Raw genomic sequence first — 25,135 nt, forward strand, 5'->3', positions numbered from 1 at the left:
CAGTATAGAGAGAATCAGGGGGCAGCACAAACCGAGTGTCTTGCCAGTCAGGGTAATCGCCACCGAAACGTTCGCCAGAAAGACACCGAATACCGTCCGCCTGGGGAGCGAATATCAAGTGTACTATTCCTGTGCAACCGCACCAAGGGCAACTCGCGGCAGGGGGGTGCGGCTGGCGATTTTGGGCGAACGCCGGCGAGGGGGTAGCGCTACCCCCTCGCTGGCGCTCAGGGTTCGCCCGGCCACCTGCTCGAATCCACACGCGCCCCGTCACGGCGACCGTTCCCGCCTCGGGCACACGTGGCTCGCCACACCGCGTCCGGGGGAGTGCCGGACGCCACACGTTCGATCAACGCACTCACCTGTCTCGCAGCGCCGCGGGGAGCGGGAAGTCGGCCTTCCGCGGCGGGCGGACCCCGAGCCACTTCGCGAAGATCGCGGCCATCGCCTGCGGGGTCGTCGGCTCCGCGAACGCGCCGCCGGAGACCCCGGGGCCGAACACCATCAGCGGCACGTGCCGGTCGTAGTCGTAGGGCGAGCCGTGCGTGGTGCCGGTGCCGGTGGTGCCCGACGGCAGGTCCCACTCGCGCATCAGCACGAACACGTCGCCGCTCCGCCCCGGGTACGCCGACCGCCGCACCAGCCCCAGGACCGCGTCGGTGGTCGGGGCCCGCGACTCCACCTCGGCGCGGGTGTAGGCCCGGACGACGCTTGGGTAGGTCGCGAGGAACCCGGCCACGGTCGCGGCGGCCGCCTCGCGGTTCGTGCCGGCCACGGCCAGCGTCTTCGGGTCGAAGTACAGCCACGGGACCGGCGTCGCCGCGAACCACCCGGGCCTCTTGTCGCCGGTCGCCGCCGGCGGGCCGAACGTCGCCGTCAGGTGCTTGTCGACGGCCGCGACGATCGCGCCCGGGTCCACCCGCTTCGCGTCGAGCCCGCGGGCGCGCGACGCCTCGGGCAGCGGGCACGCCCCGTGGTCGGCGGTGATCCCGACGAGGTAGTTCCCGGCCCCGACCTTCGCGTCGAGGAACCGGAGCAACTCGGCGACCACCGCGTCGCTGCGGAGCGTGACGTCGAGCACCTCCTGCGAGTCCGGCCCCCAGGTGTGGCCGATCAGGTCGTTCGACGAGAAGCTGACGACGAGCAGGTCCGGGACGTCGTCCGCGCCCAGCCCCTCGGCGGTCACGCACTCCTTGGCGAACTGGAGCAGGAGTTCGTTGCCGAACGGCGAGTTCGACAGCGCGTCGTAGTACTCCCGGCCGGGCTTGTCCTTCCCGCCGGTGTTCGGGTGCGGGAACTCGGCCCCCTGCTTCCACACCTTGTCCTTGCCCTCGCGCACCTGGACGCCCGACCCCTCGCCCGGCCCCGCGTCGGCCCCGCTCCACTTCGCGTAGTCCAGGTCGGGGCGGGACCGCGCCCAGTCCTTGCCGAACCAGGCGTCGGCCGCGCCCGAGGCGTTGAACCGCTCGACCCACGGTGGGAGGCGGTCGGCGTAGTACGTGGACGTGACGAACCGGCGGTCGAACCAGAACGCGCCGTCGGGCCGCCTGCCGGTCGGGAGGATCGCGGACCGGTCCTTGAGCGACAGGCCGAACACCTTCGCCCCCGGCCGCTGCGCCCTGAGCGCGTCGGCGACCGTCTCGGCGAGCATCCGGTCCGGGTTGCCCACGTCCCCCTTCCTGGCCGCGAGGTGCGGGAGGGCCGGGACGAACTCGTACCGCGGCGACCCGGCGCAGTACACCGTGGCCCCGCCCTCGTACCAGGCGTTGTCGACGATCCCGTGCCGGTCCGGGCACGTGCCGCTGAGGATCGAGGCGTGCCCGGGGCCGGTGGTGGTCCGCGCGTAGGGGTAGTGGCACGCGGTGAACCACGCGCCCTGCGACTGCACGCGGGCGAACCCGTCCGGCCCGAACAGGGGCCGCCACCGGTCCACGAAGTCGCCGCGCATCTGGTCGAACACGACGAGCACGGCGAGCCGCACCCTCGGCGGGCCGGGCGGCCCGGACCGCACCGACACGAGGGCGAGGGCGAGCGCCGCGGCGACGACCGCGACGAGCAGCACGGGGGCGGCGAGGTGGCGCATGTGCGGGTGCCGGGGGGACGGGGCGCGGCGGTGCCGGGGTGTTGTACGGCCCGCCGCGGCCGGCAGCGAGTGGGCCGGTCAGTGGCCGATCTTCACGGGCTCGCGCTGGGACTTCTTCACGGGCGGCTCGCCGGCCTTCCCGTCGTGCCTCTGCGGCACGAGCACGCGCGAGGGGACCGTGGGAAGGGTCGCGGGGTCGGGTGGCTTCTCGCCGCACCCGGCGGCCGCGAGCGCGGCGAGGAGCGACCAGAGCGGTCGGCGCATGGGGCACCGTGGGGAGGGAGGAACGGGCGGCTCAGTTCACAACGGCCCCGGCGTCCACCTGCTGGCCGTCGCGGTACCCGGCCAGCGCCCGGAACACCGCCATCCGCGGGTCGGCCTCGTCGGACCCGAACGTGCGGAGCTGCCGCACCGAGCCGTCCCCGAACGCGAACTGGACGATCCCGTTGTGGTTGCTGCCCCAGTCGCCCCACAGCTCGGTGCCGTGTGCCGGCAGGCCGAAGCACGCCGGGGCCGGGGTGGCCCCGATCCAGCCGAACCCGAAGTCGGGCACCGGCCCGGCCGACGTGTTGAGCGACTCGCCGAGCAGGAGCGTGTTGCTGGCCCCGTCGCCGGCGGCCACCGCGGTGAGGGCGACCGCGGACCCGTTGGCGAGGACGCCCTGGGTCGACGGCTCGCAGGTGCCGAACACGCCCGAAACGGCGAGGTAGCTCGTCAGCTTCATCCTGACGGGGTCGTCGATGAAGTTGTAGGTGGACCAGAGGTACTCCCCCGGGACCGAGGCGTCGTCGACCGCGGCGTACAACAGCCCCGCCGAACTGGCCTCGATCGCGTCCAGGTTTCCGGACGGGCACCGGAACACCTTGACCTTCACCTGCGCGGCCTGCTGGGCGGTCGGGAACGACCACCACGGGGCACCGACCGGCGTCTTCGGGTTCCAGTTCACAGGAATCATCTTGTGGAGCGCGTCCTGCTCGACGTACGGGAGGACGAACGCCAGGCACCCGACCCAGCTCCCCTTCGACATGTCCGTGGTGCCGGCGGCGGCGCTGAACGTGGCCATCCCGCCCGGGGGCAGGAACCCGTTCGCCGCCTCGTAGGCGTGGCACGCCAGGGCGATCTGCTTCAGGTTGTTGGCGCACGCGGCGCGGGCGGCGGCCCCGCGCACCTTCTGCACGGCCGGCAGCAGGAGGCCGATCAGGATCGCAACGATGGCGATCGCGACGAGGAGTTCGACGAGCGTGAAGCCCGCGCGGCGGGGCGGTGCCATGGGAGCCTCGGTGACCGTCCGGACCTGTGCGCCGCCGCGGAATCGCCGGCTCGGTCCGCGCCCGGTTGGTCGGACGCGGGCCGCACGGGGCGCCGGGCGGGGCCGCGGGGGGCGGGAAGGGAGGGGTCCCGCGCGGCCGCGGCGTAGCGCACAGCGTAGCACTTCTGCGCGGCGCGTGCCGCGAAAATCTGCGGCTTGTGCCGGGCCGGATACTTGATACACTGCCATAGGATTGAATTCACTTTCTCTGTTCTCGATTTAAGTTCTCGTGTCCCGACCCCGAGCAGCCCGCACTCTTCCGGCCCCTCGGCCCGCGGGTCTGCCGGGACACCCTCTTCCCGGAGGCCACATGCCGCCGACTCCCGACCGCGATCGGCGTGGGTTCACGCTGATCGAACTGCTGGTGGTGATCGCGATCATCGCGATCCTGATCGGGCTGCTCCTGCCCGCGGTCCAGAAGGTCCGCGAGGCCGCCGCCCGCGCGAAGTGCCAGAACAACCTCAAGCAGATCGGCCTCGCCGCGCACGCCTACCACGACACGCTCGGGACGCTCCCGGAGTTCGGGTACCGGCAGCGGAAGAACGCCACCAGTGGGACCGTGCCGATGCCCTACACGGTCCGCATCCTCCCGTACCTGGAGCAGTCGGCGGTGTACGACCAGGGCGCGGCGACCGCCGGCACGGACATCGGTTAGAACGCGGTCCGGACGCTCCCCGTTCCGGTGTACCTGTGCCCGAGCCGGCGGTCCCCGGCGTCCGCGAGCCGGGCCGGGTTCGACTACGTCGGGTTCCGCGACCAGAACCGGCGGGCGATCTTCTCGATCCCGGTCACCGGGTACAACGTGATTAGCATCAACGTCAGCAACCCGGGCGCCCGGCGGCGGGTCACGCTGGCCGACGTCTCCTCCGCGGACGGGGCGAGCAACTCGCTCCTCCTGGCCCACAAGGGGATGGACCCGCAGAGCTACAGCCAGTCGGCCCAGACCATGGGCCACAACCCGTCCTGGGCGGGGTCCCGGGACGACGGCCACCAGGCCGCCCTGCTCGGCTTCGCCCGCGACCTGGCCTCCCCCCAAATCGACCAGGTCGATCCGACCCCGGAAGGGGACTACCAGGTGGACGCCAACAACGGGTGCTCCCCGTGGTCGAACCGGGACCACCACAACTTTCAGAAGAACTGTTCCATCAGCAACCGAATCACGGGCTCCCCGCACCCGGGCGCCATGCCCGTACTCTGGGCCGACGGCGCGGTCCGGAGCCTCCGCTACGGGGTCCCCCGCGGGGTCTACGAATCGATGGCGTTCTGGCAGGACGGGGCCCCGATCGACCCGGCCTGGCGGGACTGACGCCGAATCGCGTGGATCAGTTGCTCTTGGTGGGGCAGGCATTCGTGCCTGCCTCCGAAGGCGTCCGGAGGCAGGCACGAATGCCTGCCCCACCAACAAGGAAACGAATCCCTGCGATTCGGTCTGGCGCGGCGCCCCCACCACAGACGAGGAGACCCGACGTGACGACCTCCCCCAGCGGGACCGGGCTCGTGGTGCTGGCGTGTGTCCTGGCTGCGGGGTGCTCCCGCCCACCCCCGGAAGCCGTGACCATGGACGGGACGATCACCCAGACCCGCCTGACCGGCGTCCAGAAGCTCTACGCCCTGTTCGCCGAGAAGAAGGGCCGCGCGCCCGCGAACCTCGAGGAGATGAACGCGTTCGGCGCGTCGCTCCCGGCCGGTGACGGCGGGCCGATCACCGTCCCGGCGGTGCTGCTGAAGTCGCCCCGGACGCAGGGCCCGATCGTCGTCCGGTACGGCCTGCCGGTCCCACCGGCCAAGGGCGCCCACCCGGGCAAGATCCCGGACGGCCCCGTCGTCGCCTTCGAACAGGAGGCGGTGGGCGGCCGCCGGTTCGTCGTGTACGCCGGGACCGCCCGCGTCGAGGAGGTGGACGAGGCGCGGTTCAAGGAACTGGTGCCGTAGCGCCCGCGCCGCGGGCCCCGCCCCGCCCCCGCGCCCCGCCGGCGGCCGCGATTTGCCGGCCGCCCGGCCGCCGGCGCGTACAATGGCTGCGAACAATTTGTGTGGGTTCACCCTCCGCCACACTAAAAACAAGGGAGCCGCGCCATGCCGGCCGTTCTCGACGACGTCTCCGCCGAAATCCTCGACCTGAAGAAGCGCATCGGGGCCACGATCCTCGCCCACTACTACCAGGAGGGCGAGGTCCAGGCGCTCGCCGACGTCACCGGCGACAGCCTCAAGCTCGCCCGCGAGGCCACCAAGGTCGACTCCCCCGTCATCGTGTTCTGCGGCGTCCTGTTCATGGCCGAGACGGCCAAGATGCTCAACCCGGCCAAGAAGGTGCTGCTCCCCGACCTCGCGGCCGGGTGCAGCCTCGTCGACGCGTGCCCGGCCGACAAGCTCGCCCGCGAGCAGGAGCGGCTCCGGGCCAACGGCCGCACGTTCCAGACCGTGTGCTACATCAACAGCTCCGCGAAGGTCAAGGCGCTGTCCGACTGGGTCGTCACCTCGGGCAACGCCGAGGACGTGGTGCGGAACAAGGTGCCACCCGGGTACGAGATCCTGTTCGTGCCCGACAAGCACCTCGGGGCGTACCTCCGCGACCTGACCGGCCGCGACATGATCCTGTGGGACGGGTCGTGCATGGTCCACGAAATCTTCAGCGTCGGCGACCTGCTGAAGATGAAGAGGCAGCACCCCGCCGCGGTGACGATCGCGCACCCGGAGTGCCCGCGGAACGTGCTGGAGCACTCCGACTTCGCCGGCGGCACCGAGGCGATGATCAGGCACGTCGCCACGTTCGCGGACCCGACCACGTTCCTGGTGGCGACCGAGGCGAACATGATGTGGGACCTGCAGCGGCGGCACCCGCGGCACACGTTCCTGGGCGTGCCGGGGGTGTCGTGCGCGTGCAACAAGTGCCCGCACATGGCCCGGAACACGCTGGAGAAGGTCCGCGACTGCATGAAGTACGGCCGGCCCGAGATCCTGTGGCAGCCCGAGTTCGACAGGGCGAAGGAGGTGCTGGCCCGCAGCCTCCTGAACCCGCCGGTCGCCGCCAATCTCCATCCCCAGGGCGACTGAACCGTACAGTAATACCGCCGCACTTTGGGAGACCGGAGAGATGCAGCACCAAACACCAGGTTCAGTTGAATCACTTGCACGGGTCTCGTTGGCCCTGGCAAACGAGGTTCTGACTCACGCTGCCCGCACACCTGAAACTCCCCAGGAGATTCTGACCCTCGGCGACCTCGCGCTGCTCCTCCGAGTTTCCGAACCTGCAGTCCGTCAACTTGTTGCTCGGGGCGATATTCCGGGGCGCCTCATCGGCAGCGAATGGCGATTCCTCCGTAGCACGGTGTTGAACTGGCTGTCGGGAGTAGACTGTGGACGCCGTGTCCGCCAGCCCGGTGGTTGGGTCGAAGATGGTTCGTTCCCAAAAGATGAGTGGCGCACATCCGTTGCAGCTGAATCTTGGGGCGAGGTGGCAAGCGTCGAGGCCGAAGAATTCATCAAGCGGATGCGCACGTTACGGAAGCAAGAAGTCGAGAATCCGTCCCAAAAGGACGAAGCTCCATGATTCTCATCGACACAGATATACTTACACTTTTGTTTTATGGTAACCCGCGTGTCCGCGAACGGCGGCTCGCTGCCCCACTTTCCGAGTTCATTACCACGGTCACGCGAGCCGAAATGTTGCGCGGGCGCCTGGACGGGTTGCTGAAGGCGACCATGCCCGACGCAATTATTCAAATGCAATCTCGTCTTCAGCAGACCGAAGAATTTCTAACTCAATTTCGTGTCATCCCATTAGACGGCGACGCCGCAGCACGCTTTGCTGAACTGCGTCGGACTAAGGCCGCACGAAATATGGACGTACCTGACCTTCTAAACGCATGTATTGCCTTGCTGCACGATGCAGTGCTGGTAACTCGCAACACCAAAGATTACAGTGCGATCCCCGGACTAAAGCTCGAGAACTGGGCCGACTGAACGCACCACCCCCGAGATGCCGCTGTGCCCGCGAACCATGTGCTGGCCCGCAGCCTCCTGAACCCGCCGGTCGCCGCGCCGGTGGCGGAGGACCACCCGCACGGGGACTGAACCATGCCGAAGGCCACCAAACCACCGAAGCCGACTACGAACGGGCCCGCCGCGCCGCCCGAGGTGCTCACGCTCCCGGAAGCGGCTGCGTTCTTGCGGTACTCCGAACCCGTCGTTCAGCGCCTCGCGCTCAGCGGGCGCCTTCCGGGCCGCGTCGCAGAGGGTGAGTGGCGCTTCCTCCGGTCTGCTCTCAAGCTTTGGCTCTCGGGCAGTGACTTCGAACGACCACCTGAGCCGGTGAGCCACCTGTCGTCGAAGGAGAGGATGCTCGCCGTTGCCGGGTGTCTGGCCGACGACGACTCGCTGGACGCGATGGTCGAGGAGATTTACCGCGAGCGGAAGCGCCACCCCGTCGGGGGAGGCACGTGACCTTCGCGCTGGACACGGACATCTTCTCGCACCTGGTCAAGGGTCACGCGCGCGTGACGGCCCGGTACGCCGAGGTGATCGCGGCGAACGAACACACGGTGGCCGTGCCGGCCGTTGTTCGGGTGGAGGTTCTACGCGGGCGGTTCAACGCCATCACGACCGCAGCAGACGGACCCGCGGTCCTGGCCCTTTACGACCTGTTGCGCCGCACCGAAACCTCCCTGGAACCGTTCGGTATCCTGCCGGTCACCCGCGGAGCCGCCGACCGATTCGATGTTCTCCTCAAGAACAAGAAACTGAAGAACGCGGGTCGTCCGGACCTGCTCATCGCGTGCATCGCCTTGGCCCACGACGCGACGCTCGTGACCCGCAACGTCAAGGACTACGCGAACGTGCCCGGTCTGAAGCTCGGGAACTGGGCCGACTGATACCGTAACTGGGCGACCCGCAACCGTTTCGTGGACCCGGTGGGAGGGTGACGACAATGACTCCGGTTCCGATCTTCGAAGCGCCGCTGCTCGGCCTCCCGCAGCCGCGGACCAAGTGGGACGCCGAGTACGAGGCAGTTTTGCGGCTGCTGCCGGAGTTGTTGAAGACGCACCGCGACCAGTACGTCGCGGTTCACGAGGGGCGGGTCGTCGGCTCCGGCACGGACAAACTGGCCGTCGCGCAGGAAGCCTACAAGACGTTCGGTTACGTCGAGATCCTGGTACGGTTGGTGACCGACAAGCCGCCGCGGGTCGTCAACATCCTCTCCCCGCACGTCGATCGTAGCGGGGGGGGTATGTAGACCGTCGGCCGCGACGTGTTGAGCCGCTACAGGGTCGTCCTCGACGGCCCGAGCGGGGTACTTGAGGTCACGGGCGACTGACCCCGGCCCTTTCGCCCCCTGTGGTCGCGTGTTCACGGTCCGGCTATCGTAACGGCACCGCCCGCGCCACGGAGGGACTCGCGCCATGCCGCCGATCGTGCCGAACCGCTTCCTCGTCCGCGTCGCGCACCCGTGCCCGTACGTCAAGGGCGTCCCGCAGGACACTGACGCGCACGACCACCTCGTTGACCTTCCCGAATCAGCACGCATCGACAACTTCGCGGCGCTCGACGAGCAGACCAACTTCGCCGACGTGCGGCTCGCGTGGAACGACTTCGGCCTCGCGGTACAGGTCGAAGTGCGGGGCAAGGAGCAGGCCGCGATCGGCGACGCGGCGCAGCCGAAGTCAAGCGACGGGCTGTGGCTGCTGCTCGACACGCGCGACTCGCGGGCGGGCCACCGCGCGAGCCGGTACTGCCACCACTTCCTGTTCCTCGCGGCCGGCGGCGGGGCCGACAAGGACGAGCCGTTCGTCGCGCAGCTCAAGATCAACCGCGCCCAGCAGGACGCGCCGGCGGCGAACCTCGGCGACGTGCTGTTCCGCGGCGCGCGCGTCAAGGGCGGGTACCGGCTCGAAGCGTTCATCCCGGCCGCGGCGCTGTACGGGTTCGACCCGCAGGAGCACCCGCGGCTCGGCGTGTCCTACGTCGTCCGCGACCAGGAACTCGGCGACCAGTTCCTCGGCGTGAACTGGGACTTCCCGTTCGCCGAGGACCCGTCGCTGTGGGCGGTGCTCGAGCTTGTGAAGTGAACACGCCCGCGGGTCGCGACCCGCGGGCGTGTTCTCAGTTCAGTGTGATCCCCAGCGCGTCGGGCGCTGGAACGACCACCCCGGGGGCGGCCACGCGGATGCCAAGTTGTTCCGGCGGCGGCACCGCAACGGGCCGCACCGCGACCGGTTCGGGGTCCGGGTCCGGCAGCACCTCGACCCGCTTCGGCTGCGGGCGCGGCTGCGGCCTCGGCTGCGGCTGCACCGCCACCGGGCGCGGCTGGGGCCGCGGCTGCGGGTACGCTTGCGGTTGCGGGTAGTACGGCTGGGGGGTAGCGAACGGTCGCGGTTGCGAGTACGGGTCGAAGGTCGGCGGACCGCCGACGATGGGGCCGCAGCCCACGGGGGTTCACCCCGCGCCGGAGCGGCCCGGCACGAGGGTGAACCAGAGGGCGACGCCGGCGACGACGGTCACCGGCACCCCGACCCACAGGGCAGATCTGCGCATATCGAACCCGCTTCCGTGCGGAGTATCGGCCGGAGTCCTTTCCGGTCGGTCGGGCGGAACGATAGCTTCTCTGCGTGCCGCGTAAAGCCCAGTTCCCGGAGCCCGCCCATGTTCCTCGCGCTCGTCCTGATCGGGTTCGCCGCAACTGGCGAATCGCAGCTGACGCTCAAGCCCGGGTGGAAGGCGACCGGTGAACGGAAGTCGGACCACGCCACGCAGGCGGCCGCGGCCGACGAGACGCGCGTGTTCGCCGTCAGCAGCACCACGGTCGCGGCCTACGACCGCGCGACCGGCAAGCTGATCGGCAGCGCCGGCGGCGCGACGCACCTGAACAGCGCGTTCGTGCTCGGCGGCAAGGTGTACTGCGCGCACTCGAACTACCCGAAGACGCCCGAGACCAGTGACATCCGAGTCTTCGATCCCGAGGCGAACACGCTGTCCGTGTTCCACGAGTTCAAGAACCCGCCCGGGAGCCTGGTGTGGAACGTCCACGACGGCAAGCACTGGTGGTGCTGCTTCGCGCACTACGGGGCCGACAACGCGAAGACGCTGTTGATCCGCTACTCCGACGGATTCAAAGAAGATCGGCGCTGGACGTTCCCGAAGGCGGTCGTGGACGACTGGGACAAGATGAGCGCGTCGGGCGGCGTGTTCGACGGCGCCACCCTTCTGGTGACGCACCACCACTTCAAGGTGCTGTACCGACTGAAGGTGCCGAAGGACGGGAAGGAACTGGAGCTACTGGAAGCGCTGACGTGCCCGTTCCCCGGCCAGGGGATCGGAACCGACCCGAAGACCGGCGGCCTCGTCGGCATCGACCGCGCCGCGAAGAAGGTCGTGTTCGCGGCCCGCTAGTGTTGAGTGCGAGTGTGAGTGCGAGAGAAGACAAAACCACCGCGCCGCACTTCACTCACACTCACACTCACCACTCACACCTGCGCCGTGTCGCCGAGGCGCGGGAGGTCGTCGAGCGTTGCGAGGCCGAACACGGTCAGGAACCGCGGGGTCGTGCCGTACCGCACCTCGGGCGTCGTCGCCTCGCCGCGGTGCTGCACGGCGATCAGCCCGAGCCGCACGAGTTGCCGCAGGATGCCGCCCGAGTCGGTGCCGCGGATCGCGTCCACTTCCGCCTTGCCGACCGGCTGCCGGTACGCCACGACCGACAGAACGTCGAGCGCCGGCTGGCTCAGCCGCGCCTCCCGCGGCCCGCCGAACAGCCGCTCCCGCAGCCCGCGGTACTTGGGTAGGACTCCGAGGACGAACCCGCCCTCGCGCGGCAGGACCGCGTACGGCCGGCGCTGCTCGCGGTAGCGGCGGGTGAGCGCGTCGATCGCCGCACCGAACCCCTCAAGTGTCAGCCCGCGGACCGCCGCACACACCGCGTCGGCCGTGAGCGGGTGCCCGCCGACGAACAGCATCGCCTCGACGATCTGCTCGGGGCTCGGCGGGGTGGCGTCGGACTTGGGCGAGCGGGGGGGGGCAGCCCCCCGAGTCGGGGCAGGCGGCGCGGCCAGTTCGGGAGTTGGTGCGGGTGCGGGAGCGACGGGCTCGGGCTCGGGTTCCGCGTCCGGCTCCAGGAGCGGCTCGGCGTCGAGTTCCCACTCGCCCGACAGGTCCGGGAGCGGGATCGGGAGCGGGTCGTCGGGGTGGGTGCCGGCCGACATGGCGGTCGTCTTCGAGAGAAGGTTTCGACCTCGGCGAGCCGGGAGCGTCAGCGACCGGAGTCTTTTGCTTCACGTTGCTCCGGTCGCTGACGCTCCCGGCTCGCCGTGCGGCGTCAGTTGTGCGGGAGGAAGAACACGCCCGTCACGAACGTGCCGGCCCACAGGATAGCGAACACCACCCCGAACGCAACGTGAACCGACTTCCGCCGGGTCCGCCCGGTGACCAGCATCACCGGCAGCAGCACCGCCGACGGGACCGAGAACCACAGGTGGACCCGCAGCGCCTCGCGGGCCTCGGGGGTGAACGTCGCCGACACGTTCACGAACTGGAGCAGCGCCTCGAACCCGATGACGGTCGCCATCGTCAGCGCGAAGAACACGGTGTTGATCCGCCCGTGCAGCCGCGGCTTCTTCAGCACCAGCGCCACGAGCGACGCGACGAGCAGCACCGTCACCGCTGCGACTAGTACCTTGAGCGTCAGGATGATCTGCGGACCGGTCGGCATTCGTGCCCCTGTGAAAACCAGAAGAGAGTGATCCACAGATTACGCAGAAGACACAGATTCGAAATCAGAGGACAGAAGTCAGAGATCAGCCGGGGTCTTCTGTCCGAAAATCTGTGTCTTCTGCGTAATCTGTGGATCACTCTCTTCTTACTCCATTACCCGATGGCTCGGACCACGGCGTCGCCGATGTCGGTGGTCGTGTGCTTGCCGCCGAGGTCGGGGGTCAGCACCTTCGCCTCGCCCAGCACCTTGCTCACCGCGCCCCGCACCGCGTCCGCGCTCTTCGCGAGGCCCAAGTGGTCCAGCATGAGCGCCGCGCTCAGGACCGCTGCCATCGGGTTCGCGATCCCCTTCCCGGCGATGTCCGGGGCGCTGCCGTGGACCGGCTCGAACATGCTCGGGAACTTCCGCGTCGGGTTGATGTTCGCGGAGCTGGCGAGGCCGATGCTCCCGGTCACCGCGGCGCTCAGGTCGGTCAGGATGTCGCCGAACAGGTTGCTCGCCACGACCACGTCGAACGCCTCGGGCTTGCGCACGAAGTCCATCGCGGCCGCGTCCACGAGCAGCGAGCTGCTCTGCACCCCCGGGAACTCCTTGCGGACCGCCTCGAAGGCGTCGTCCCACAGGCCGAGACCCCACACCTGAGCGTTCGACTTCGTGATGCTCGTGAGCTTCTTGCGGGGCCGCTTCTGCGCCGTCTCGAACGCCGCCCGCAGGATCCGCTCGCACCCGCGGCGGGTGAAGATGCCGGTCTGCACGGCGATCTCGTGCTCGGTCCCGGGGTACAGGTTCCCGCCGACCGGCGCGTACTCGCCCTCGGTGTTCTCGCGGAACACCAGCATGTCGATCTCGCCCGGCTTCTTGCCGACGAGCGGGCAGGGCACCCCGGCGAACAGGTACGCCGGCCGCAGGTTCACGTACTGGTCGTACTTCCGCCGCATCGGCAGCAGCAGCTCGTGGACGGTGATCTTGTCGGGCACGCTCGGGTCGCCGACAGCGCCGAACAGGATGGCGTCGTGGGGCTTGAGTTGCTCCCACCCGTCCTCGGGGAGCATGCGGCCGTGCTTCTTGTAGTACGCGGTGCTCCACGGGAGCCGGTTCCACTGGAGGTCGGCCCCGTCGTGCTTGCGTGCGGCCGCCTCGGCCGCGCGGATGGCCTGGTCGATCACCTCTGGCCCGATGCCGTCGCCGCCGATGACCGCGATCCGGAAAACCGCCATTGAACCCGCCCCTCGCCCTGGTTATGTCGTCGGAAAAGTTTTCCCACCGGGAACCGCCCCACCCGCCGCAGGCCGCCGGGAGGCAGTTTCCGCCCTCCGGAGGTGGACCGCGGGCGTCCGGTCGGTGAGAGTGTAGGTGGTGGACTGTGCCGGTGAACCTCTCGCTGGTGTAGTCGCCCACGGAGGCGGGTCAAGATGACGGTGCCGAACCCGCAACGCCGAACCCTCGTCCGCCGGGCGGTCGCCGCCGGGCTGGTGGGGCTGCTCGCGCTGTCCGGGTGCAAGTCCCGCGACGGCAACGGCGGCTCCGTCGGCAGCGGCGGCACCCCGAAGCAGCGCGACCCGCTCGTGTACGGCCCGAGCCGCATCCCGCCCCAGAACGTCCCGCTGCCGGACCGCGCCACAAAAGGCCGCGACCCGCTCACCACGCCGACCGCCCGCAGCGGGGCCGGGTACTCCGACGACCCGGACCGGTTCCGCGGCTCGTTCAACCCCGGCCCGACCAGCTCGCCAGCGTCGCTGGCCGGCAAGAACCACGACCCCGAAGAGCTGCGGATCGACACGCCGCCCGACAACCGCGTCCCGCTGCGCCAGGCCGGCGGCGTGGTGCCGGCGGGCGACGCCGAGCCGACCGCCCCGGCCCTCGACCCGCTCTTCGCGGAACTGACGAAGTACGGGGTGAGCCGCGCCGACCGCTCGCTGGTCCGCGAGGGCGGCGAGTCGACGTTCCGGGCGACGGTGCCGATCAGCGGCAACGGCGCGCGGCGGCAGTACACCGGCGTCGGCGCGACCGACGCCGACGCGGTAAAGCAAGTCCTGGATCAGGTCATCGCCGACCGGAAGTGATCATCACGGCGTAAAGGACTTCAACACCCAATTCGGCGCAAGGCCACTGCGATCGACTTTCACAACTCCGACCCCAGGGGCGTACCACTCTTCAGAGCTGATGTCCAGACCGGGCATACAAAGGCCACCCTGTTGCCGTGGCTTCGATACAAGCACCGAGCGAACTCGAATTGCCGTGAACTTCCCTGCGGGAACCTCGACTTCTTCTGTGCCGATGACAGTGCGCACCCATTGCTGAATGGACAAGTCGTTCGAGCAGTCGTTCTCCCAAGTGTCGCCTTTTTTACAGGGAACCTTTAACAAGCAATACGGAACAGTCAACTTGCCGCTGTAGCTATCGGTCTGAGTCAAGCCGCCGCCAGTGACTAAGATTCTCTTGTCAACAACAGGTAGCTTCCAAAGTCGGTGGGTGGAAACTGTAATCAAATGCCCGCCATCAACCTGTCTAACTGTGCCAACTCCTTGGACCACTTCATCGGCTCCAGCTAGTCCCTTTCGATCTACCAGATAAACCCATTTTGCGACTGGTCGAACTGGATAGTAGAGCGAGGCTTCTTTTGAAAGCAAATGAGTAGGAACAGGAGCCGATACGCTTACGTTGACGACGATCAGTCCAGCCAACGCAAGCCCAACAATAGCACGGAGCATTGCCAGTTCCCTCCCTGGATATCAAACCAAGCATCGGGCTGCACTCGTCAGTGCAAAAAACTTCTTGGTACTTCCATACATTTACCTAAACAGGAGCGAGGGATCAATAAATCGATAGGGTGCAGGCTGATGTCGTCGCAGTCTGGTGGGTCCGGGTCGAGACGGTGATCGTGTCGATCTTCACCCACGCCCCGCCGTTCGGGCCGGTTACCGGGATCGCCGTTGGCACGGTGCGGTCTTCGAGCCCCTCGACAACCAGGGGCAGCCACCGGAGCGGCCGACGTTCAAGGGGGGCGATTGTTTCGCGGAGGCGGGCGAGGAGCTTCGCGAGCCTGGGGCGGCGTCCGTGTGGTGCGAGTCGCGGTAAAGCCATCACACAAGTATCAAGTCACGACAACCGTGTTATTGGGCGACACCGCGTCAAGGTAAGTTCCGCAAAACCGGAATCTTCACACCACACAGGAGCGGATGGCGACGCGATTTATCGCACTTGAACGACCCAATCGTGCCGGTGAGAGAATGGCCACAATCACAGGCGCGGCAATTACCTGCATCAATCTGATACAAATTTGTCCGCAATAATTATGATGATTTGGCGAAGTTGGAGTTCATCGGCGAGGGGTGGCGCACCCGCGCCGAGACAATGAGAGCGCCACCCCGCGGCTCACTTCTTCGGCTTGCCGAGGATCTTCTCGAGCGCCTTCGCGGCGGCCGGGCCGGCGAGCGGGTCGCCGGTGTCGCCCTTCCGCCCGGTGCCCGTGCCCTTGAGCTGCTTCAGGCGGTCCGCGGCGTCCTTCGCGGCGGGGCCGACGTCGCCCAGCGCCGTCGCGGCGGCGCCCCGGACGGCCGCGTCCTTGTCGTCGAGCATGCGGATGAGTTGCGGGACCGCGTCCTTGCCCGCCGGGCCGAGCTTCCCGACGCACCGGGCGGCGGCCTCACGCACCGAGTCGCTCCGCTCGCCCAGCAGCCGCTGGAGGGCGGGGAGGTCCGCGGGCGTCGGGCCGAGGAGGAACAGCGCGTCGGCCGCGGCGAGCCGCACCTGCGCGTTCTTGTCGGCGAGGGCGGCCCGCGCGTCGGCGGCCACCGCGGTCGCGTCGCCGTCAATGCCCGCGAGCGCGACCCGGGCGTAGAGCGCGAACTCGGGGATGGTCCCGCCGGCGATCCGCTCCAGGTCGCCGCGGACCGGCTTGGCCTTCGCTCCCGCGGCGGCCAGCGACCGCATCGCCGCGACCCGGGCGGGGGTCTTCGGGTCGGTGGTCGCCATCGCGACCAGCTTCGCGAGCACGTCGGTCGGGACCGGGTCGAGGCGGGCCATTGTCGCGACGGCGAGGAACCGGGTCGCCGACCCGACCTCGCCGGCCGCCTTGACGAGCAGCGGCGGCAGCTCCTTGGCGCCCGGGGCGATGGCGACGAGCACGTCGAACAGGTGCGCCCGGCGGTCCGGCGCGAGGGACGAATCGGCGGCGAGGTCGAGCAGCGCCGGGAGCGCCGGCCGGGCGGCCTCGCCCATCGCGAGCAGCACCTCGACGAACTGGTCGCGGAGCGCGGCGTCGGTCTCCTTGGGGATCGCCCGGCCCAGCCCCTGGGCCGCGGGCGCGGCGGCCGGGCCGAGCTTCAGGAGGACCACGGCGACCTGCTGGCGGATGTCGCGGGCCGCGCGGGTCTCGGTGTCGGCCCCGGCCCCGGTGCCCTTGTCCCCGGCCAGGGCGCCGAGGTCGGCCGCGTACTTCGCCGCCTCCTCGGGCGGGAGCGTGCCGACCACGCCGACCGCCGCGTACCGGGCGAACGGGTTCTCGCTCGCGAGCTTGGCCAGCGCCGCGGGGACGAGGTCCTTGCCCGCGGCGCCCATCCGCGGGATCGCCTCGATGGCCGCCTGCGCGACGCTGTTGTCGAGGTCCATCGCCCGCTTGACGAGGGCGACGGCGGCGTCCTGTTCGGCCCCGATGCGGCACAGCGCGACCGCGGCCTCGATGGCGACGCTGCCGAAGTCGTCCGCGAGCCGCTCCTTGAGTTTCGAGGCGGTCGCCTTGGCCGGCGCGCCGATCTCGCCGAGGGTCTTGGCCGCGGCCGTGCGGACGTGGGGGTTGGTGTGCGCCAGGAGCCCGGCGGTCGGGCCGGCGGCCGGCGCGCCGATCGCCGCCAGCGCGTTCCAGTACGCGACCTCGGACCCGGGCTCGTAGGCGGTCGCGGCGTCGGCCTCCTTCGGGTAGTGGTCGGTGATCGCCTTGACGAGCGGGTCGACCGCCGGGGCCGCGGCCGGGCCGACCCGGGCCAGCGCCGCGGCGCACGCCGTGCGGACGGCCGCGGACCGACCGCTCTTGAGCCCGGCGACGAGGTTCGGCACCGCCTCGGGGGGAATGGCGGGGAACCGGGCCAGTTGCTCGGCCACGAGCCGGGCCGCGTCGGCCCGGGAGCTCTTGAGCAGGGCCGAGAGCTCGACCGGGTCGCCCCCGCCGATGTTCCGCAGCGCGTCGAACGCGGCGTTCTGGACGTTCGCGTCGGAACTGTTGCAGAGCTTGAGGACGTCGGACACGGCCGGCTGGGCCAGGGTGCCGAGCGAGCCCAGGGTGAACGCCGAGTGCTCGCGGATCACCGGGTCGGGGTCGGCGAGCCCCTCGCGGAGCGCGGCGACGCCCTTCTCCTTGAGGGCCGCCTGCCCCTTCGGCCCGCCGCGGTAGAGCACGTCGGCCGCCTGCTGCCGGGTGCTGTTGATCTGCCCGGGGATGGTGCGGCCGGCACCGTCGGTCCTGCGGTCCTTGAGCATGTCGAGCAGCGCCGCGACCGTCTCCGGGTCGGTGCCCACCCACACGACCAGTTCGTCGGCGGCCTCGCGGCGGGTGGCGGCGTCCCTGCTCTTCAGCGCGGTGAGCCAGTACGCGCGGTCCTTCGCGGTGCTGTCGCCGGGCGGGTCGTCCCTCTGCGAAGCGGCGTCCGGGTCGGCCGGCTCGGGGGGCTTCTTCTTGGAACAGCCCGCGAGAGCGGCGGCGAGCGCGAGCAACAACAGATATCGCATGGCAAGTGCCGGGAAGCGGGTGACGTGGGGCGGAGCCATTGTAGGAACCCCAGTGCGTGGGGGCGTCAGTACGTGTTGTCGCAGACCATGCAGTACCGCTGCTTCGGCTTCCCGGGGTTCACCCGCCCGCACATCGGGCAGGCGTCCGGGCCCTTCGGCGCGGCGGGCGCGGCCGGCTTCGGGGCCGGCGCGGCGGGCTCCGGGCGAGCGGGGGGCGTGAGCCCCCCGAGTCCCGGCCTCGGCGGCGCGGCCGGCACCGGCGGCTTCGGGCGCGCGGGGGGCGCGGGTCCCCCGGCCTGGGGCACCGGCGGCGCGGGGGGCTTCGGCGGCTCCTTCGCGGGTGCCGGCGGCGGGGGACTCATCGGCATCGGGAGCGCGTCGTAGTCGTCGTCCGCGGGCCTCGGCCGCGCCGGCTCCGGGCGGGCGGGGGCCGCCGGTCGCGGGGCGGGCGGTGCCGCGACCGCGCTCGACCCGGTGCGGACCGTCACCGTCACGTTGCCGACCTCCTTCGAGAACCCGTCGGCCGCCGCCGTCTCGCGCCTCATCACGGCATCATCGCACACCACACTACCATCCCGCACGAAGAACCGCAAAGCGAGCGGGGCCGCGCCGCGCGCCCAGACCGTGCAGAGCTTCGCGTCGCCGCCGATCTTCACCGGCTCCGGGCCGAGCGTGACGGTGATCGTCTCGCGGGCCCCGAACCGCACTTCGAGCCAGGCGCGGCGGAACGCGGCCTCGACCACCGCGACCATCAGCCCGATGCAGAACCCGAGGAGCAGCCCGCCGACGAGCCGGCCCGCGACCTCGCCGCCCGCCGCGGAGACCGCGAGGTAGCCCGCCGCACCGGCCGCGCCGCCGATCGCGCCGCCGGCGAGCCCGAGGGTCCACTTCAAGTTCGGGATGAACGGCGACAGCCCGGCCCCCGCGAGCCCGCCCAGCAGCGTCCACCCGAGCACCTGGAGGACCAGACCGAGGACGCTGCCCTGTGGCGCAAACAGGTACAGCCCCTGGCCGGCCGCGCCGCCGATGAACCCGACGACCAGCCCGCCGCCGAGCCCCGCGAGGACGCCGCCGAGCGCCGGGAGGGTTCCCCGCAAGTAGTGGTGCTGACCGGCGAGCAGCGCGAGGCACACGAGCGCCGCGATCGCCCCGGCCCACACGCCGCTGCGGAGCACCACCTTCCCCTCGCTTCCGGCCGCGGACTGCTCGCCCGACTGCAGGCTCTTCACGCCCAGCACTGGCGCGGCGCCGCGGGTCGGCACCTGCGGCCGGCTCTCGGGCACCTTCGCGCGGGCCGCCTCGGTGACCGCCGTGCCGAACGTCGCGAGGATCGGGTCGAACCCCTCGTCGCCGCGGACTACGTCGGTCAGGTTGAACGTCCTGCCGCCGGACTTGTCCGCACCGGCGAGCATGAGCGGCCGGTAGTCGTCCTCGTCGAACCGCTGCACCACGAGGTGGACCGAGTCGACGCCGGCCGCCCGCACGAGCTGCGCCGCCCGCTGCACCGCGGCGGGGATCGCGGCGTCGCTGTGCCGGCCGCCCTGGTCGGCGACCTTCGGCGGCGCGTCGGTGATGAGCAGCACCACCTTGGTCGCCGACTTCCGCAGCGGCAACTTCGTCGCCTCGGCCACGGCTTCGAGGCTGCTCTCGGGCACGTCGGCCCCGCCGCCCGACGCGACGAACCTGCCGACCTTCTCGCGGAACACCGCCTCGTCGCCGGTGAACGCCTCGCCCGGCCTGAACTCGGCCACTTCGACCTTCTCGCCGGGCACCGCAACGTCGCGGAACGTGACCAGCGCGAGCCGGTAGTCGATGCGGGCCTTCGCGAGCGCGTCGCCGAACGTGCCGATGCCGTTCTTCAGGTCGTCGATGGCCCACTGCATGCTCGACGTGACGTCCAGCACGAACACGATGTCGGCCTGCGGCTTCGGCGGGTTCCACACCTTCACGTTGACCACCGCGTCGGCGGTCGCGGTCCTCCCGTTTGCCGATGCCTCGGCGACGAGCCGCACCGGTTTGGTGACCGCGGCCGCGCCCCGCCCTCCGACCATGAGCACCTCGCCCTCGGTCCTGTCGGCCGGGATGGTGACGGGGGCGGCGGTCACGCCCTGGGGCAGGTCGTCGAGCCTCACCGAGACGGGGCCGGTGAAGTCGCCGCGGGCGACCTGCACGGGGAGCGCGTTCCGACCGTCCACGAACACCTCGACGTCCCTCGCCGCGGCGACCGCGACCCGCGGCTCGGGGGCGGCGGCCGTCGCGACCGGCGGCCGGAGCAGGTACCAGAGGAGTTCGCCGAAGACGAGCGCGCCGAGCAACCCGCCGGCGGCCCCGTACAGGCCGAACAGCACCGGCTTCGGGAGTGCGGCGAGCAGCTTCGGCGCGGGCATTGAGCGGCTCCGGGGAGTGAAGTTTCGAGTTCCGAGTTTAACGTTTCGAGTCGTGAGCCGCGCGTCCGCAACTCGAAACGTTAAACTCGGAACTCGAAACCGCTCGGGGTGGTCAGTACGTGTTGTCGCACACCATGCAGTACCGCGCGCCGGGGCGGCCGGGGTTCTTGCGGCCGCACGACGGGCACGCATCGGGGTCGCGCGCGGCCGCCGGCTTCGGAGCCGCGACGGGTGCCTTCGGCGGCTCCGGGCGAGCGGCCGGCTTCGGAGCGGCGACCGGCATCGGCATCGAGAGCAGATCGTCTTCCTCGGGCGCCGGCGCGGGCTTCGGTCGCGCCGGTTCGGGTGCCGGGCGAGCGGGGGACGTCAGTCCCCCGGTAGGAACCGGCCGCGCCGGCACGGGGGCCGCGGTGCCCGCGCCGGTCCGCACCGTGAGCCGCACGTTGCCGACCTCGCGGACGTCGCCCTCGGCCACGACCGCTTCGGTGCGGGCCGGCGAGTCCTCGCAGATCACCTGGCCGTTCCGCACGAAGTACCGCAAAGCGAGCGGGGCCGCGCCGCGCGCCCAGACCGTGCAGGCCGGCGCGTCGCCGCCGATCTTCACGGGCTCGGGGCCGAGGTTCACGGTGATCGTCTCGCGCTCGCCGAACCGCACTTCGAGCCACGCCCGCCGGAACGCGGCCTCGACCACCGCGACCATCAGCCCGATGCAGAACCCGAGGAGCAGCCCGCCCGCGAGCCGCCCGGCGACGTCGCCGGTGACCGACGACACGGCGATGAACCCGACCGCGCCGGCCGTGCCGCCGATCGCGCCGCCGGCGAGCCCGTGGACGCGCTTCAAGTTCGGGATGAACAGCGACAGCCCGACGCCGGCGAGCCCGCCGAGCATCGCCCAGCCGACCAGTTGGAACGCGACCGACAGGAACTTGCCGCCGGCGGCGACCGTGTACACGCCCTGGCCGGCCGCCCCGCCGATCAGCCCCGCGACCAGCCCGCCGAGGAGCCCGGTGGCGAGGCCGGCCGCGGCCGGGAGCGTGCCGCGGAGGTAGTGGTGCTGGCCGGCGACGAGCGCGAGGCACACGAGCGCCGCGACCGCGCCCGTCCACAGCGCGCTCAGCACCGCGAGCCGGGTGTTCGAGCCCTTCGCGTACTCGGTGTTCGATTGCAGCGACTTCTGCCCGATCTCGGGCGTCGCCGCCTCGCCGCCGACCTGCAACTTGCCGTCGGGGTTCTTGGCCGCGGCCGCGGTCGCCACGGTGCGGCCGAAGTCGGAGACGAGGTCGTTGAACCCGGTGCCGCGGGCGACCCGGCCCAGGTCGAACGTCTGGCTCTTGCCGAGCGCCGCGTCCTGGAGCGGGCGGTACGCGCCGACCTGCGGGAGCGTGACGACGTGAACGAAGTCGATCTTCGCGGCCCGGACCCGGTCGGCGACCTCGCGGACCTCGTCGGGCGGCGCGGCCTGGTTCCGGTCCGTGGCGGCCCCCTGCTTGAACAGGTTCTTCGGTGGGTTGTCGGTGACGACCACGAGCACCCTGGTCGCGCCCTTCCGGAACGGGTAGTCGCACGCCGCCAGCACCGCGTCGAGGGTGCTCTCCGGGTCGTCGCCGCCGCCCACCGCGGTCAGCTTCCCGACCTCGCGGCTGAACTCGGCCGCGTCGTCGGTGAACCCCGGGTCGCCGCCCTTCGCCCCGCGGAACCGGAGCGACTCCAGCGGCTCCTGGGCGAACAGGTCGCGGAAGGCGACGGCCCCGGCGCGGAAGTCGACCTTCTCCTTCCGCATGTGCTCGGCGAACCCGCCCATCCCGTCCCGGAGCCCGTTGATCGCCCACCCCATGCTCTGCGTCACATCGAGGACGAACACGATGTCGGCCTGCGGCCGCGACGGGTCGAGGACCACCACCCGCGTCGCGGCCGTCGCGGTCACGGTCTTGTCCCCGGCCATTGCCTCTGCGACCAGCTTCACCGGCGCGACGGCGACCGCCGCGCCGCGGGCCGTGACGGTCGCGGTCGCCTTCGTCGCGCCCTTCGGCACCGTCACCGGCGCGACCGCCACGCCCTCGGGGAGCCCCTCGAACCGCACGGTCACGGGGCCGTCGAACTCGGCGCGTGCGACCTCGACGCCGAACGTGTTCGTGCCGCTGACGGCGACCGGAACCTCGGGCGACGCGGCGACCGCGACCGCCGGCTCGGGGCGCGCCGCGGCCGCCCTCGGCGGTTCGAGCGCGAGGTACAGCGGCTCGCCGAACACGAGCGCGCCGAGCAGCCCACCGACGGCCCCGTACAGGCCGAACAGCACCGGCTTCGGGAGTGCGGCGAGCAGCTTCGGCGCGGGCATTGGGTGGACCTCCGAGAGACACGTGGCGCGGCCCGAGCCCACACGTCGCGACGTGTAGGCCCGAGCCGCTCGCTCACTTCGGCTCGGCGAACGCCGGCGGCTTGGCCCCCTCGCGGTAGTCCTTCCACGCGGTCAGCCAGAGCTTCTCGATTTGGTCGCGCTTCTCGCCCTGCAGGTCCTTGGCGACGCGGTACCGCCGCTTGCGCTGCGACGGGCCGTCGAAGTCCACCGGCACTTCCAGTTCGATCGTGCGGTACAGGTCGCGGCGGGCGAGTTCCGCGTCCCCCTTGAGGTGGTGGTAGTACGCGCTGAGGAACCACACCGACGACAGGTGCGGGGCGTACAACTGGCCGGCGTCGATCCACTCCTTGGCCTTGGCCATGTCGCCCTTCTGGAGCGCGAGAGCGCCGAACCCCTCGGTGTAGGTGCCGACCTGGTCGCTGCTGAGCGTGTCGCCCGGGGCCGGGGCCGCCGCCCCGCGGATCTCGACCGGCCGCGGCTCGCCGGTGCGCGCCTTCGGGAGCCGGCGGCCGTAGAAGGCGCGGTCCGCCGCGATGAGCCGGCCCAGCGCCTCGGCCGCTGCGGGGCTCGGGCGGCCGACCACCTGCGCGTCGAACACGAGCCGTGGGCCGGGGTCGAGCTTGTCGTCCACGAACACGTACCGCGCGCCGGTCACGCGGATCCCGTCGAACGCGGGGTAGGCCGGCATCACCCGCTGGGCGCGCTCGACGAGCTTGGGCATGGGAACGACCGCGAGGTCCGGCACGGCGTGCGGCTTCGGGGCGAAGTACGGCCCCCACTGGGGGTCGCCCTTGAGCGACGCGAGGTAGTCGCCGAACGCCTTCTTTTGCGCCTCCGAGCTGGCGACCCCGCGGACCGTGTACCGGTCGTCGGCGTCGAAGTACCCGCGCTCGACGAGGAGCGCGTCCCACTCCTTGTTCTTCGGGTCCGCGACGACCTGCTGGAGGAACTTCGTGAGCCCGCCGGGGAACTTGGTGAACCGCACCTCGGCCCCGCTGACCACCTTCGGTGCCTCGGCCTGGAACCGCGCCGCGACGAGTGACTCCGCACCGTCCTTCTTTTCTTCGGGCTCCTTGGGGTCCTTCTTCTCTTCCGGTTCCTTCTTCTCGGGTTCCTTCTTCTCCGGCTCCTTCGGTTCGGTCACGGGCGGGGCGACGGGTTCGGCCGCGACCGCCTTGAAGCCGGGGATCGTCTTCGTCGCGCGGTCGATCAACTGCCGCTCGACGGCCGCCTTCACCGCCTCGTCGGGTGCCTCGCACGTCAGCACCAGCTTGCTCGACTCGTCGAAGTACAGGCGGCCGAGGCGCACGTCGTCGAGGCTGTCGGCCGCCCACTTCCGCAGCTCGGCGTGCAGCTCGCGGAACTTGACCTTGTCGAGCTTGTCGCTCGACAAGCCGGCCTCCGCGAGCCGCTTGTACGCGGGGTTCGCGTCGCTCCCCGTTGCGAGCGCCGCGAGCACGCCGCGCACGGTTTGAGTGAGTTCGCCGAGCTGCTTGTCGTCGAGGCCCGGTTGAACGCCGGCGAGGACCAGCGTGCCGTCGGGGCCGAACGCGGTGCGCGCGTCGATGCGGACGCCGTCGAGGCCCGGCTTCTCGGCGACGGCCTTCTGGAAGTGCGGAGCGGGGTCGGGGAGCCGGTTGTCGGCCCCCGTGAGCGCCTCGAGGTCCGCGTCCTTGACCGCGGGCCACCCGGCGGCCTCGAACGCCTTCGCGAGCCCGGCCCCGATCGCGGTCGCGTCGGGCTTCTCGGCCCCGATGACGAAGCCGGTGAGCGCGACCGCCCACGCGGCGCCGCTCGGGTTCGTCTCGTCGGCCTTCGCGGGCCGGGCGACGAGGAACGCGCGGTCCACGCGGACCCGCGACACGCCGAGCGCCTTCTGGAGTGCCGCCGCGCTGAGCGGCCACTCGATACCGGCCTTTGGGGCCGCGAGGTCGAGCGAGGCCGCGACCTTCCCGTCGGCGTCGAGGGCGGCCGGGTTCTCGGCGAGCACCTTCGGCAGCGCGGCCTCGGCCCACGCGAGCGCCTTCGGGTTCGCGCCGCGGAGCCCGCTCACGACGAGCTTCCCCTTGGCGTCGAACTTGGCGTCGGTGAACTTCAGTTCGTCGGCGGCGCGGTCGGTCTTCCCGGCCTCGTTCGCGGCCTTCTGGAGCGCGACGTGCGGCAGCGCGTCGCCCCTGGCGGCCTTCTCGGCGAACTCAAAGTCCTTGAACTCCTTGGCCTCCGCAACTTCTTGAACCGCGGCGATGACCTGCGCACGGATCGCCTTCTCGGCCTCGGCGCGGTCCTCGTCGGTGCCGCCCGGCACGAGCGCCGCGCCGGTGACCTTCAGCGCCTTGTCGTCGTTGAGCGCGAACGCATCGACGCGGAAGCGTGCCCCGACTGGGTCGGCCGCGAGCTTCTCCCGCACCTTGGCGAGCCCGGCCCCGCCCTTCACCTTCTCCAGCACCGCCGCGCTATCGGGCTGGTCTTGGGCGCGGGTTCGTGTCGCGGTCGGGAGCAGCGCGGCCAGCGCGAGCGCGAACGCCGCGAGCCGGCCGGGGAGAGCGGGAGAGGGTCGCATGGGTTCCTCGCA

At 70.8% G+C, this 25,135-nt stretch carries 22 protein-coding genes and 1 pseudogene; 11 read left to right on the forward strand and 12 right to left on the reverse strand.

What is annotated here, in order from left to right:
• Positions 1 to 358 precede the first annotated feature (358 nt).
• The 3 genes from ACTIGN_RS16105 to ACTIGN_RS16115 all read right to left on the reverse strand — a co-directional run bounded on the left by ACTIGN_RS16105 (position 359) and on the right by ACTIGN_RS16115 (position 3,353).
• A complete protein-coding gene (locus ACTIGN_RS16105; protein ID WP_439625605.1) occupies positions 359 to 2,083 on the reverse strand; it encodes an alkaline phosphatase family protein in 1,725 nt (574 codons plus the stop codon).
• A gap of 78 nt (positions 2,084 to 2,161) precedes the next feature.
• Positions 2,162 to 2,347 carry a hypothetical protein gene (locus ACTIGN_RS16110; protein WP_439625607.1) on the reverse strand — a complete coding sequence of 62 codons (186 nt, stop codon included), beginning with the start codon at positions 2,345 to 2,347 and terminating at the stop codon, positions 2,162 to 2,164.
• A 31-nt stretch (positions 2,348 to 2,378) separates the two neighbouring features.
• Positions 2,379 to 3,353, reverse strand: coding sequence for a DUF1559 family PulG-like putative transporter (locus ACTIGN_RS16115; protein WP_439625609.1), 975 nt, complete (start codon positions 3,351 to 3,353; stop codon positions 2,379 to 2,381).
• 349 nt (positions 3,354 to 3,702) lie between these two features.
• Here ACTIGN_RS16115 and ACTIGN_RS16120 point away from each other — a divergent pair.
• From ACTIGN_RS16120 to ACTIGN_RS16160, 9 genes and pseudogenes are all read left to right on the forward strand, one after another.
• Positions 3,703 to 4,698: pseudogene (locus ACTIGN_RS16120) on the forward strand (DUF1559 family PulG-like putative transporter).
• A 161-nt stretch (positions 4,699 to 4,859) separates the two neighbouring features.
• A complete protein-coding gene (locus tag ACTIGN_RS16125; protein WP_439625611.1) occupies positions 4,860 to 5,324 on the forward strand; it encodes a hypothetical protein in 465 nt (154 codons plus the stop codon).
• Positions 5,325 to 5,468: 144 nt separating this feature from the next.
• Positions 5,469 to 6,446, forward strand: coding sequence for a quinolinate synthase NadA (gene nadA, locus ACTIGN_RS16130; RefSeq protein ID WP_439625613.1), 978 nt, complete (start codon positions 5,469 to 5,471; stop codon positions 6,444 to 6,446).
• Between the two features lie 40 nt (positions 6,447 to 6,486).
• On the forward strand, positions 6,487 to 6,942 hold the full coding sequence (locus tag ACTIGN_RS16135; protein WP_439625615.1) for a helix-turn-helix domain-containing protein: 456 nt from the start codon (positions 6,487 to 6,489) through the stop codon (positions 6,940 to 6,942).
• Positions 6,939 to 7,355, forward strand: a complete 417-nt coding sequence (locus ACTIGN_RS16140) for a type II toxin-antitoxin system VapC family toxin (protein ID WP_439625617.1) — start codon at positions 6,939 to 6,941, stop codon at positions 7,353 to 7,355. Before ACTIGN_RS16135 ends, ACTIGN_RS16140 begins: the two co-directional genes overlap by 4 nt.
• A 114-nt stretch (positions 7,356 to 7,469) precedes the next feature.
• A complete protein-coding gene (locus ACTIGN_RS16145) occupies positions 7,470 to 7,835 on the forward strand; it encodes a helix-turn-helix domain-containing protein (protein ID WP_439625619.1) in 366 nt (121 codons plus the stop codon).
• A complete protein-coding gene (locus ACTIGN_RS16150) occupies positions 7,832 to 8,263 on the forward strand; it encodes a type II toxin-antitoxin system VapC family toxin (RefSeq protein ID WP_439625620.1) in 432 nt (143 codons plus the stop codon). The genes ACTIGN_RS16145 and ACTIGN_RS16150 overlap by 4 nt, the downstream gene beginning before the upstream one ends.
• Before the next feature lie 56 nt (positions 8,264 to 8,319).
• The gene (locus ACTIGN_RS16155) at positions 8,320 to 8,625 is read left to right on the forward strand and encodes a DUF5678 domain-containing protein (RefSeq protein ID WP_439625622.1); all 306 of its coding nucleotides are present in this window, start codon (positions 8,320 to 8,322) and stop codon (positions 8,623 to 8,625) included.
• A gap of 166 nt (positions 8,626 to 8,791) precedes the next feature.
• Entirely contained in the window at positions 8,792 to 9,457 is a 666-nt protein-coding gene (locus tag ACTIGN_RS16160) for a hypothetical protein (protein ID WP_439625624.1), read from the forward strand.
• Positions 9,458 to 9,491: 34 nt separating this feature from the next.
• On the opposite strand, the gene ACTIGN_RS16165 is transcribed toward ACTIGN_RS16160, so the two are convergent.
• Positions 9,492 to 9,818 (reverse strand): hypothetical protein, encoded by a 327-nt coding sequence (locus ACTIGN_RS16165; protein ID WP_439625625.1) that lies wholly within the window; start codon positions 9,816 to 9,818, stop codon positions 9,492 to 9,494.
• 213 nt (positions 9,819 to 10,031) lie between these two features.
• On the opposite strand from ACTIGN_RS16165, the gene ACTIGN_RS16170 reads away from it, so the two are divergent.
• Positions 10,032 to 10,778 (forward strand): endonuclease, encoded by a 747-nt coding sequence (locus ACTIGN_RS16170; RefSeq protein WP_439625627.1) that lies wholly within the window; start codon positions 10,032 to 10,034, stop codon positions 10,776 to 10,778.
• Between the two features lie 74 nt (positions 10,779 to 10,852).
• Here ACTIGN_RS16170 and scpB read toward each other — a convergent pair whose 3' ends face one another.
• The 3 genes from scpB to ACTIGN_RS16185 all read right to left on the reverse strand — a co-directional run bounded on the left by scpB (position 10,853) and on the right by ACTIGN_RS16185 (position 13,313).
• Positions 10,853 to 11,587 (reverse strand): SMC-Scp complex subunit ScpB, encoded by a 735-nt coding sequence (gene scpB / locus ACTIGN_RS16175; RefSeq protein WP_439625629.1) that lies wholly within the window; start codon positions 11,585 to 11,587, stop codon positions 10,853 to 10,855.
• 113 nt (positions 11,588 to 11,700) lie between these two features.
• The gene (locus tag ACTIGN_RS16180) at positions 11,701 to 12,093 is read right to left on the reverse strand and encodes a hypothetical protein (protein WP_439625630.1); all 393 of its coding nucleotides are present in this window, start codon (positions 12,091 to 12,093) and stop codon (positions 11,701 to 11,703) included.
• 155 nt (positions 12,094 to 12,248) lie between these two features.
• Positions 12,249 to 13,313, reverse strand: coding sequence for a tartrate dehydrogenase (locus tag ACTIGN_RS16185; RefSeq protein WP_439625632.1), 1,065 nt, complete (start codon positions 13,311 to 13,313; stop codon positions 12,249 to 12,251).
• 195 nt (positions 13,314 to 13,508) lie between these two features.
• Between ACTIGN_RS16185 and ACTIGN_RS16190 the strand changes: the two genes are divergently transcribed.
• Positions 13,509 to 14,159 (forward strand): hypothetical protein, encoded by a 651-nt coding sequence (locus ACTIGN_RS16190; RefSeq protein WP_439625634.1) that lies wholly within the window; start codon positions 13,509 to 13,511, stop codon positions 14,157 to 14,159.
• Between the two features lie 3 nt (positions 14,160 to 14,162).
• On the opposite strand, the gene ACTIGN_RS16195 is transcribed toward ACTIGN_RS16190, so the two are convergent.
• The 5 genes from ACTIGN_RS16195 to ACTIGN_RS16215 form a co-directional block, all read right to left on the reverse strand.
• Positions 14,163 to 14,807 (reverse strand): TapB family protein, encoded by a 645-nt coding sequence (locus tag ACTIGN_RS16195; protein WP_439625636.1) that lies wholly within the window; start codon positions 14,805 to 14,807, stop codon positions 14,163 to 14,165.
• Positions 14,808 to 15,471: 664 nt separating this feature from the next.
• Positions 15,472 to 17,820: a HEAT repeat domain-containing protein gene (locus tag ACTIGN_RS16200; RefSeq protein WP_439625638.1), complete on the reverse strand. Its 2,349-nt coding sequence runs from the start codon at positions 17,818 to 17,820 to the stop codon at positions 15,472 to 15,474.
• 65 nt (positions 17,821 to 17,885) lie between these two features.
• Positions 17,886 to 20,207 carry a vWA domain-containing protein gene (locus ACTIGN_RS16205; protein ID WP_439625639.1) on the reverse strand — a complete coding sequence of 774 codons (2,322 nt, stop codon included), beginning with the start codon at positions 20,205 to 20,207 and terminating at the stop codon, positions 17,886 to 17,888.
• A gap of 112 nt (positions 20,208 to 20,319) precedes the next feature.
• Positions 20,320 to 22,542, reverse strand: coding sequence for a vWA domain-containing protein (locus ACTIGN_RS16210; protein WP_439625641.1), 2,223 nt, complete (start codon positions 22,540 to 22,542; stop codon positions 20,320 to 20,322).
• Positions 22,543 to 22,615: 73 nt separating this feature from the next.
• On the reverse strand, positions 22,616 to 25,123 hold the full coding sequence (locus tag ACTIGN_RS16215) for a hypothetical protein (RefSeq protein WP_439625643.1): 2,508 nt from the start codon (positions 25,121 to 25,123) through the stop codon (positions 22,616 to 22,618).
• Positions 25,124 to 25,135 lie beyond the last annotated feature (12 nt).

The sequence above is a fragment of the Gemmata sp. genome (genome assembly GCF_051859125.1).
Lineage (GTDB): Bacteria > Planctomycetota > Planctomycetia > Gemmatales > Gemmataceae > Gemmata.

Bases quoted from the DNA above. Each gene is read 5' to 3' on its own strand.
- ACTIGN_RS16110 (WP_439625607.1), bottom strand. From the start codon at position 2,347: ATGCGCCGACCGCTCTGGTCGCTCCTCGCCGCGCTCGCGGCCGCCGGG.
- ACTIGN_RS16195 (WP_439625636.1), bottom strand. From the start codon at position 14,807: ATGCTCCGTGCTATTGTTGGGCTTGCGTTGGCTGGACTGATCGTCGTC.
- ACTIGN_RS16145 (WP_439625619.1), top strand. From the start codon at position 7,470: ATGCCGAAGGCCACCAAACCACCGAAGCCGACTACGAACGGGCCCGCC.
- ACTIGN_RS16190 (WP_439625634.1), top strand. From the start codon at position 13,509: ATGACGGTGCCGAACCCGCAACGCCGAACCCTCGTCCGCCGGGCGGTC.
- ACTIGN_RS16200 (WP_439625638.1), bottom strand. From the start codon at position 17,820: ATGCGATATCTGTTGTTGCTCGCGCTCGCCGCCGCTCTCGCGGGCTGT.
- ACTIGN_RS16185 (WP_439625632.1), bottom strand. From the start codon at position 13,313: ATGGCGGTTTTCCGGATCGCGGTCATCGGCGGCGACGGCATCGGGCCA.
- ACTIGN_RS16155 (WP_439625622.1), top strand. From the start codon at position 8,320: ATGACTCCGGTTCCGATCTTCGAAGCGCCGCTGCTCGGCCTCCCGCAG.
- ACTIGN_RS16135 (WP_439625615.1), top strand. From the start codon at position 6,487: ATGCAGCACCAAACACCAGGTTCAGTTGAATCACTTGCACGGGTCTCG.
- ACTIGN_RS16205 (WP_439625639.1), bottom strand. From the start codon at position 20,207: ATGCCCGCGCCGAAGCTGCTCGCCGCACTCCCGAAGCCGGTGCTGTTC.
- ACTIGN_RS16180 (WP_439625630.1), bottom strand. From the start codon at position 12,093: ATGCCGACCGGTCCGCAGATCATCCTGACGCTCAAGGTACTAGTCGCA.
- nadA (WP_439625613.1), top strand. From the start codon at position 5,469: ATGCCGGCCGTTCTCGACGACGTCTCCGCCGAAATCCTCGACCTGAAG.
- ACTIGN_RS16115 (WP_439625609.1), bottom strand. From the start codon at position 3,353: ATGGCACCGCCCCGCCGCGCGGGCTTCACGCTCGTCGAACTCCTCGTC.
- ACTIGN_RS16170 (WP_439625627.1), top strand. From the start codon at position 10,032: ATGTTCCTCGCGCTCGTCCTGATCGGGTTCGCCGCAACTGGCGAATCG.
- ACTIGN_RS16160 (WP_439625624.1), top strand. From the start codon at position 8,792: ATGCCGCCGATCGTGCCGAACCGCTTCCTCGTCCGCGTCGCGCACCCG.
- ACTIGN_RS16210 (WP_439625641.1), bottom strand. From the start codon at position 22,542: ATGCCCGCGCCGAAGCTGCTCGCCGCACTCCCGAAGCCGGTGCTGTTC.
- scpB (WP_439625629.1), bottom strand. From the start codon at position 11,587: ATGTCGGCCGGCACCCACCCCGACGACCCGCTCCCGATCCCGCTCCCG.
- ACTIGN_RS16105 (WP_439625605.1), bottom strand. From the start codon at position 2,083: ATGCGCCACCTCGCCGCCCCCGTGCTGCTCGTCGCGGTCGTCGCCGCG.
- ACTIGN_RS16215 (WP_439625643.1), bottom strand. From the start codon at position 25,123: ATGCGACCCTCTCCCGCTCTCCCCGGCCGGCTCGCGGCGTTCGCGCTC.
- ACTIGN_RS16140 (WP_439625617.1), top strand. From the start codon at position 6,939: ATGATTCTCATCGACACAGATATACTTACACTTTTGTTTTATGGTAAC.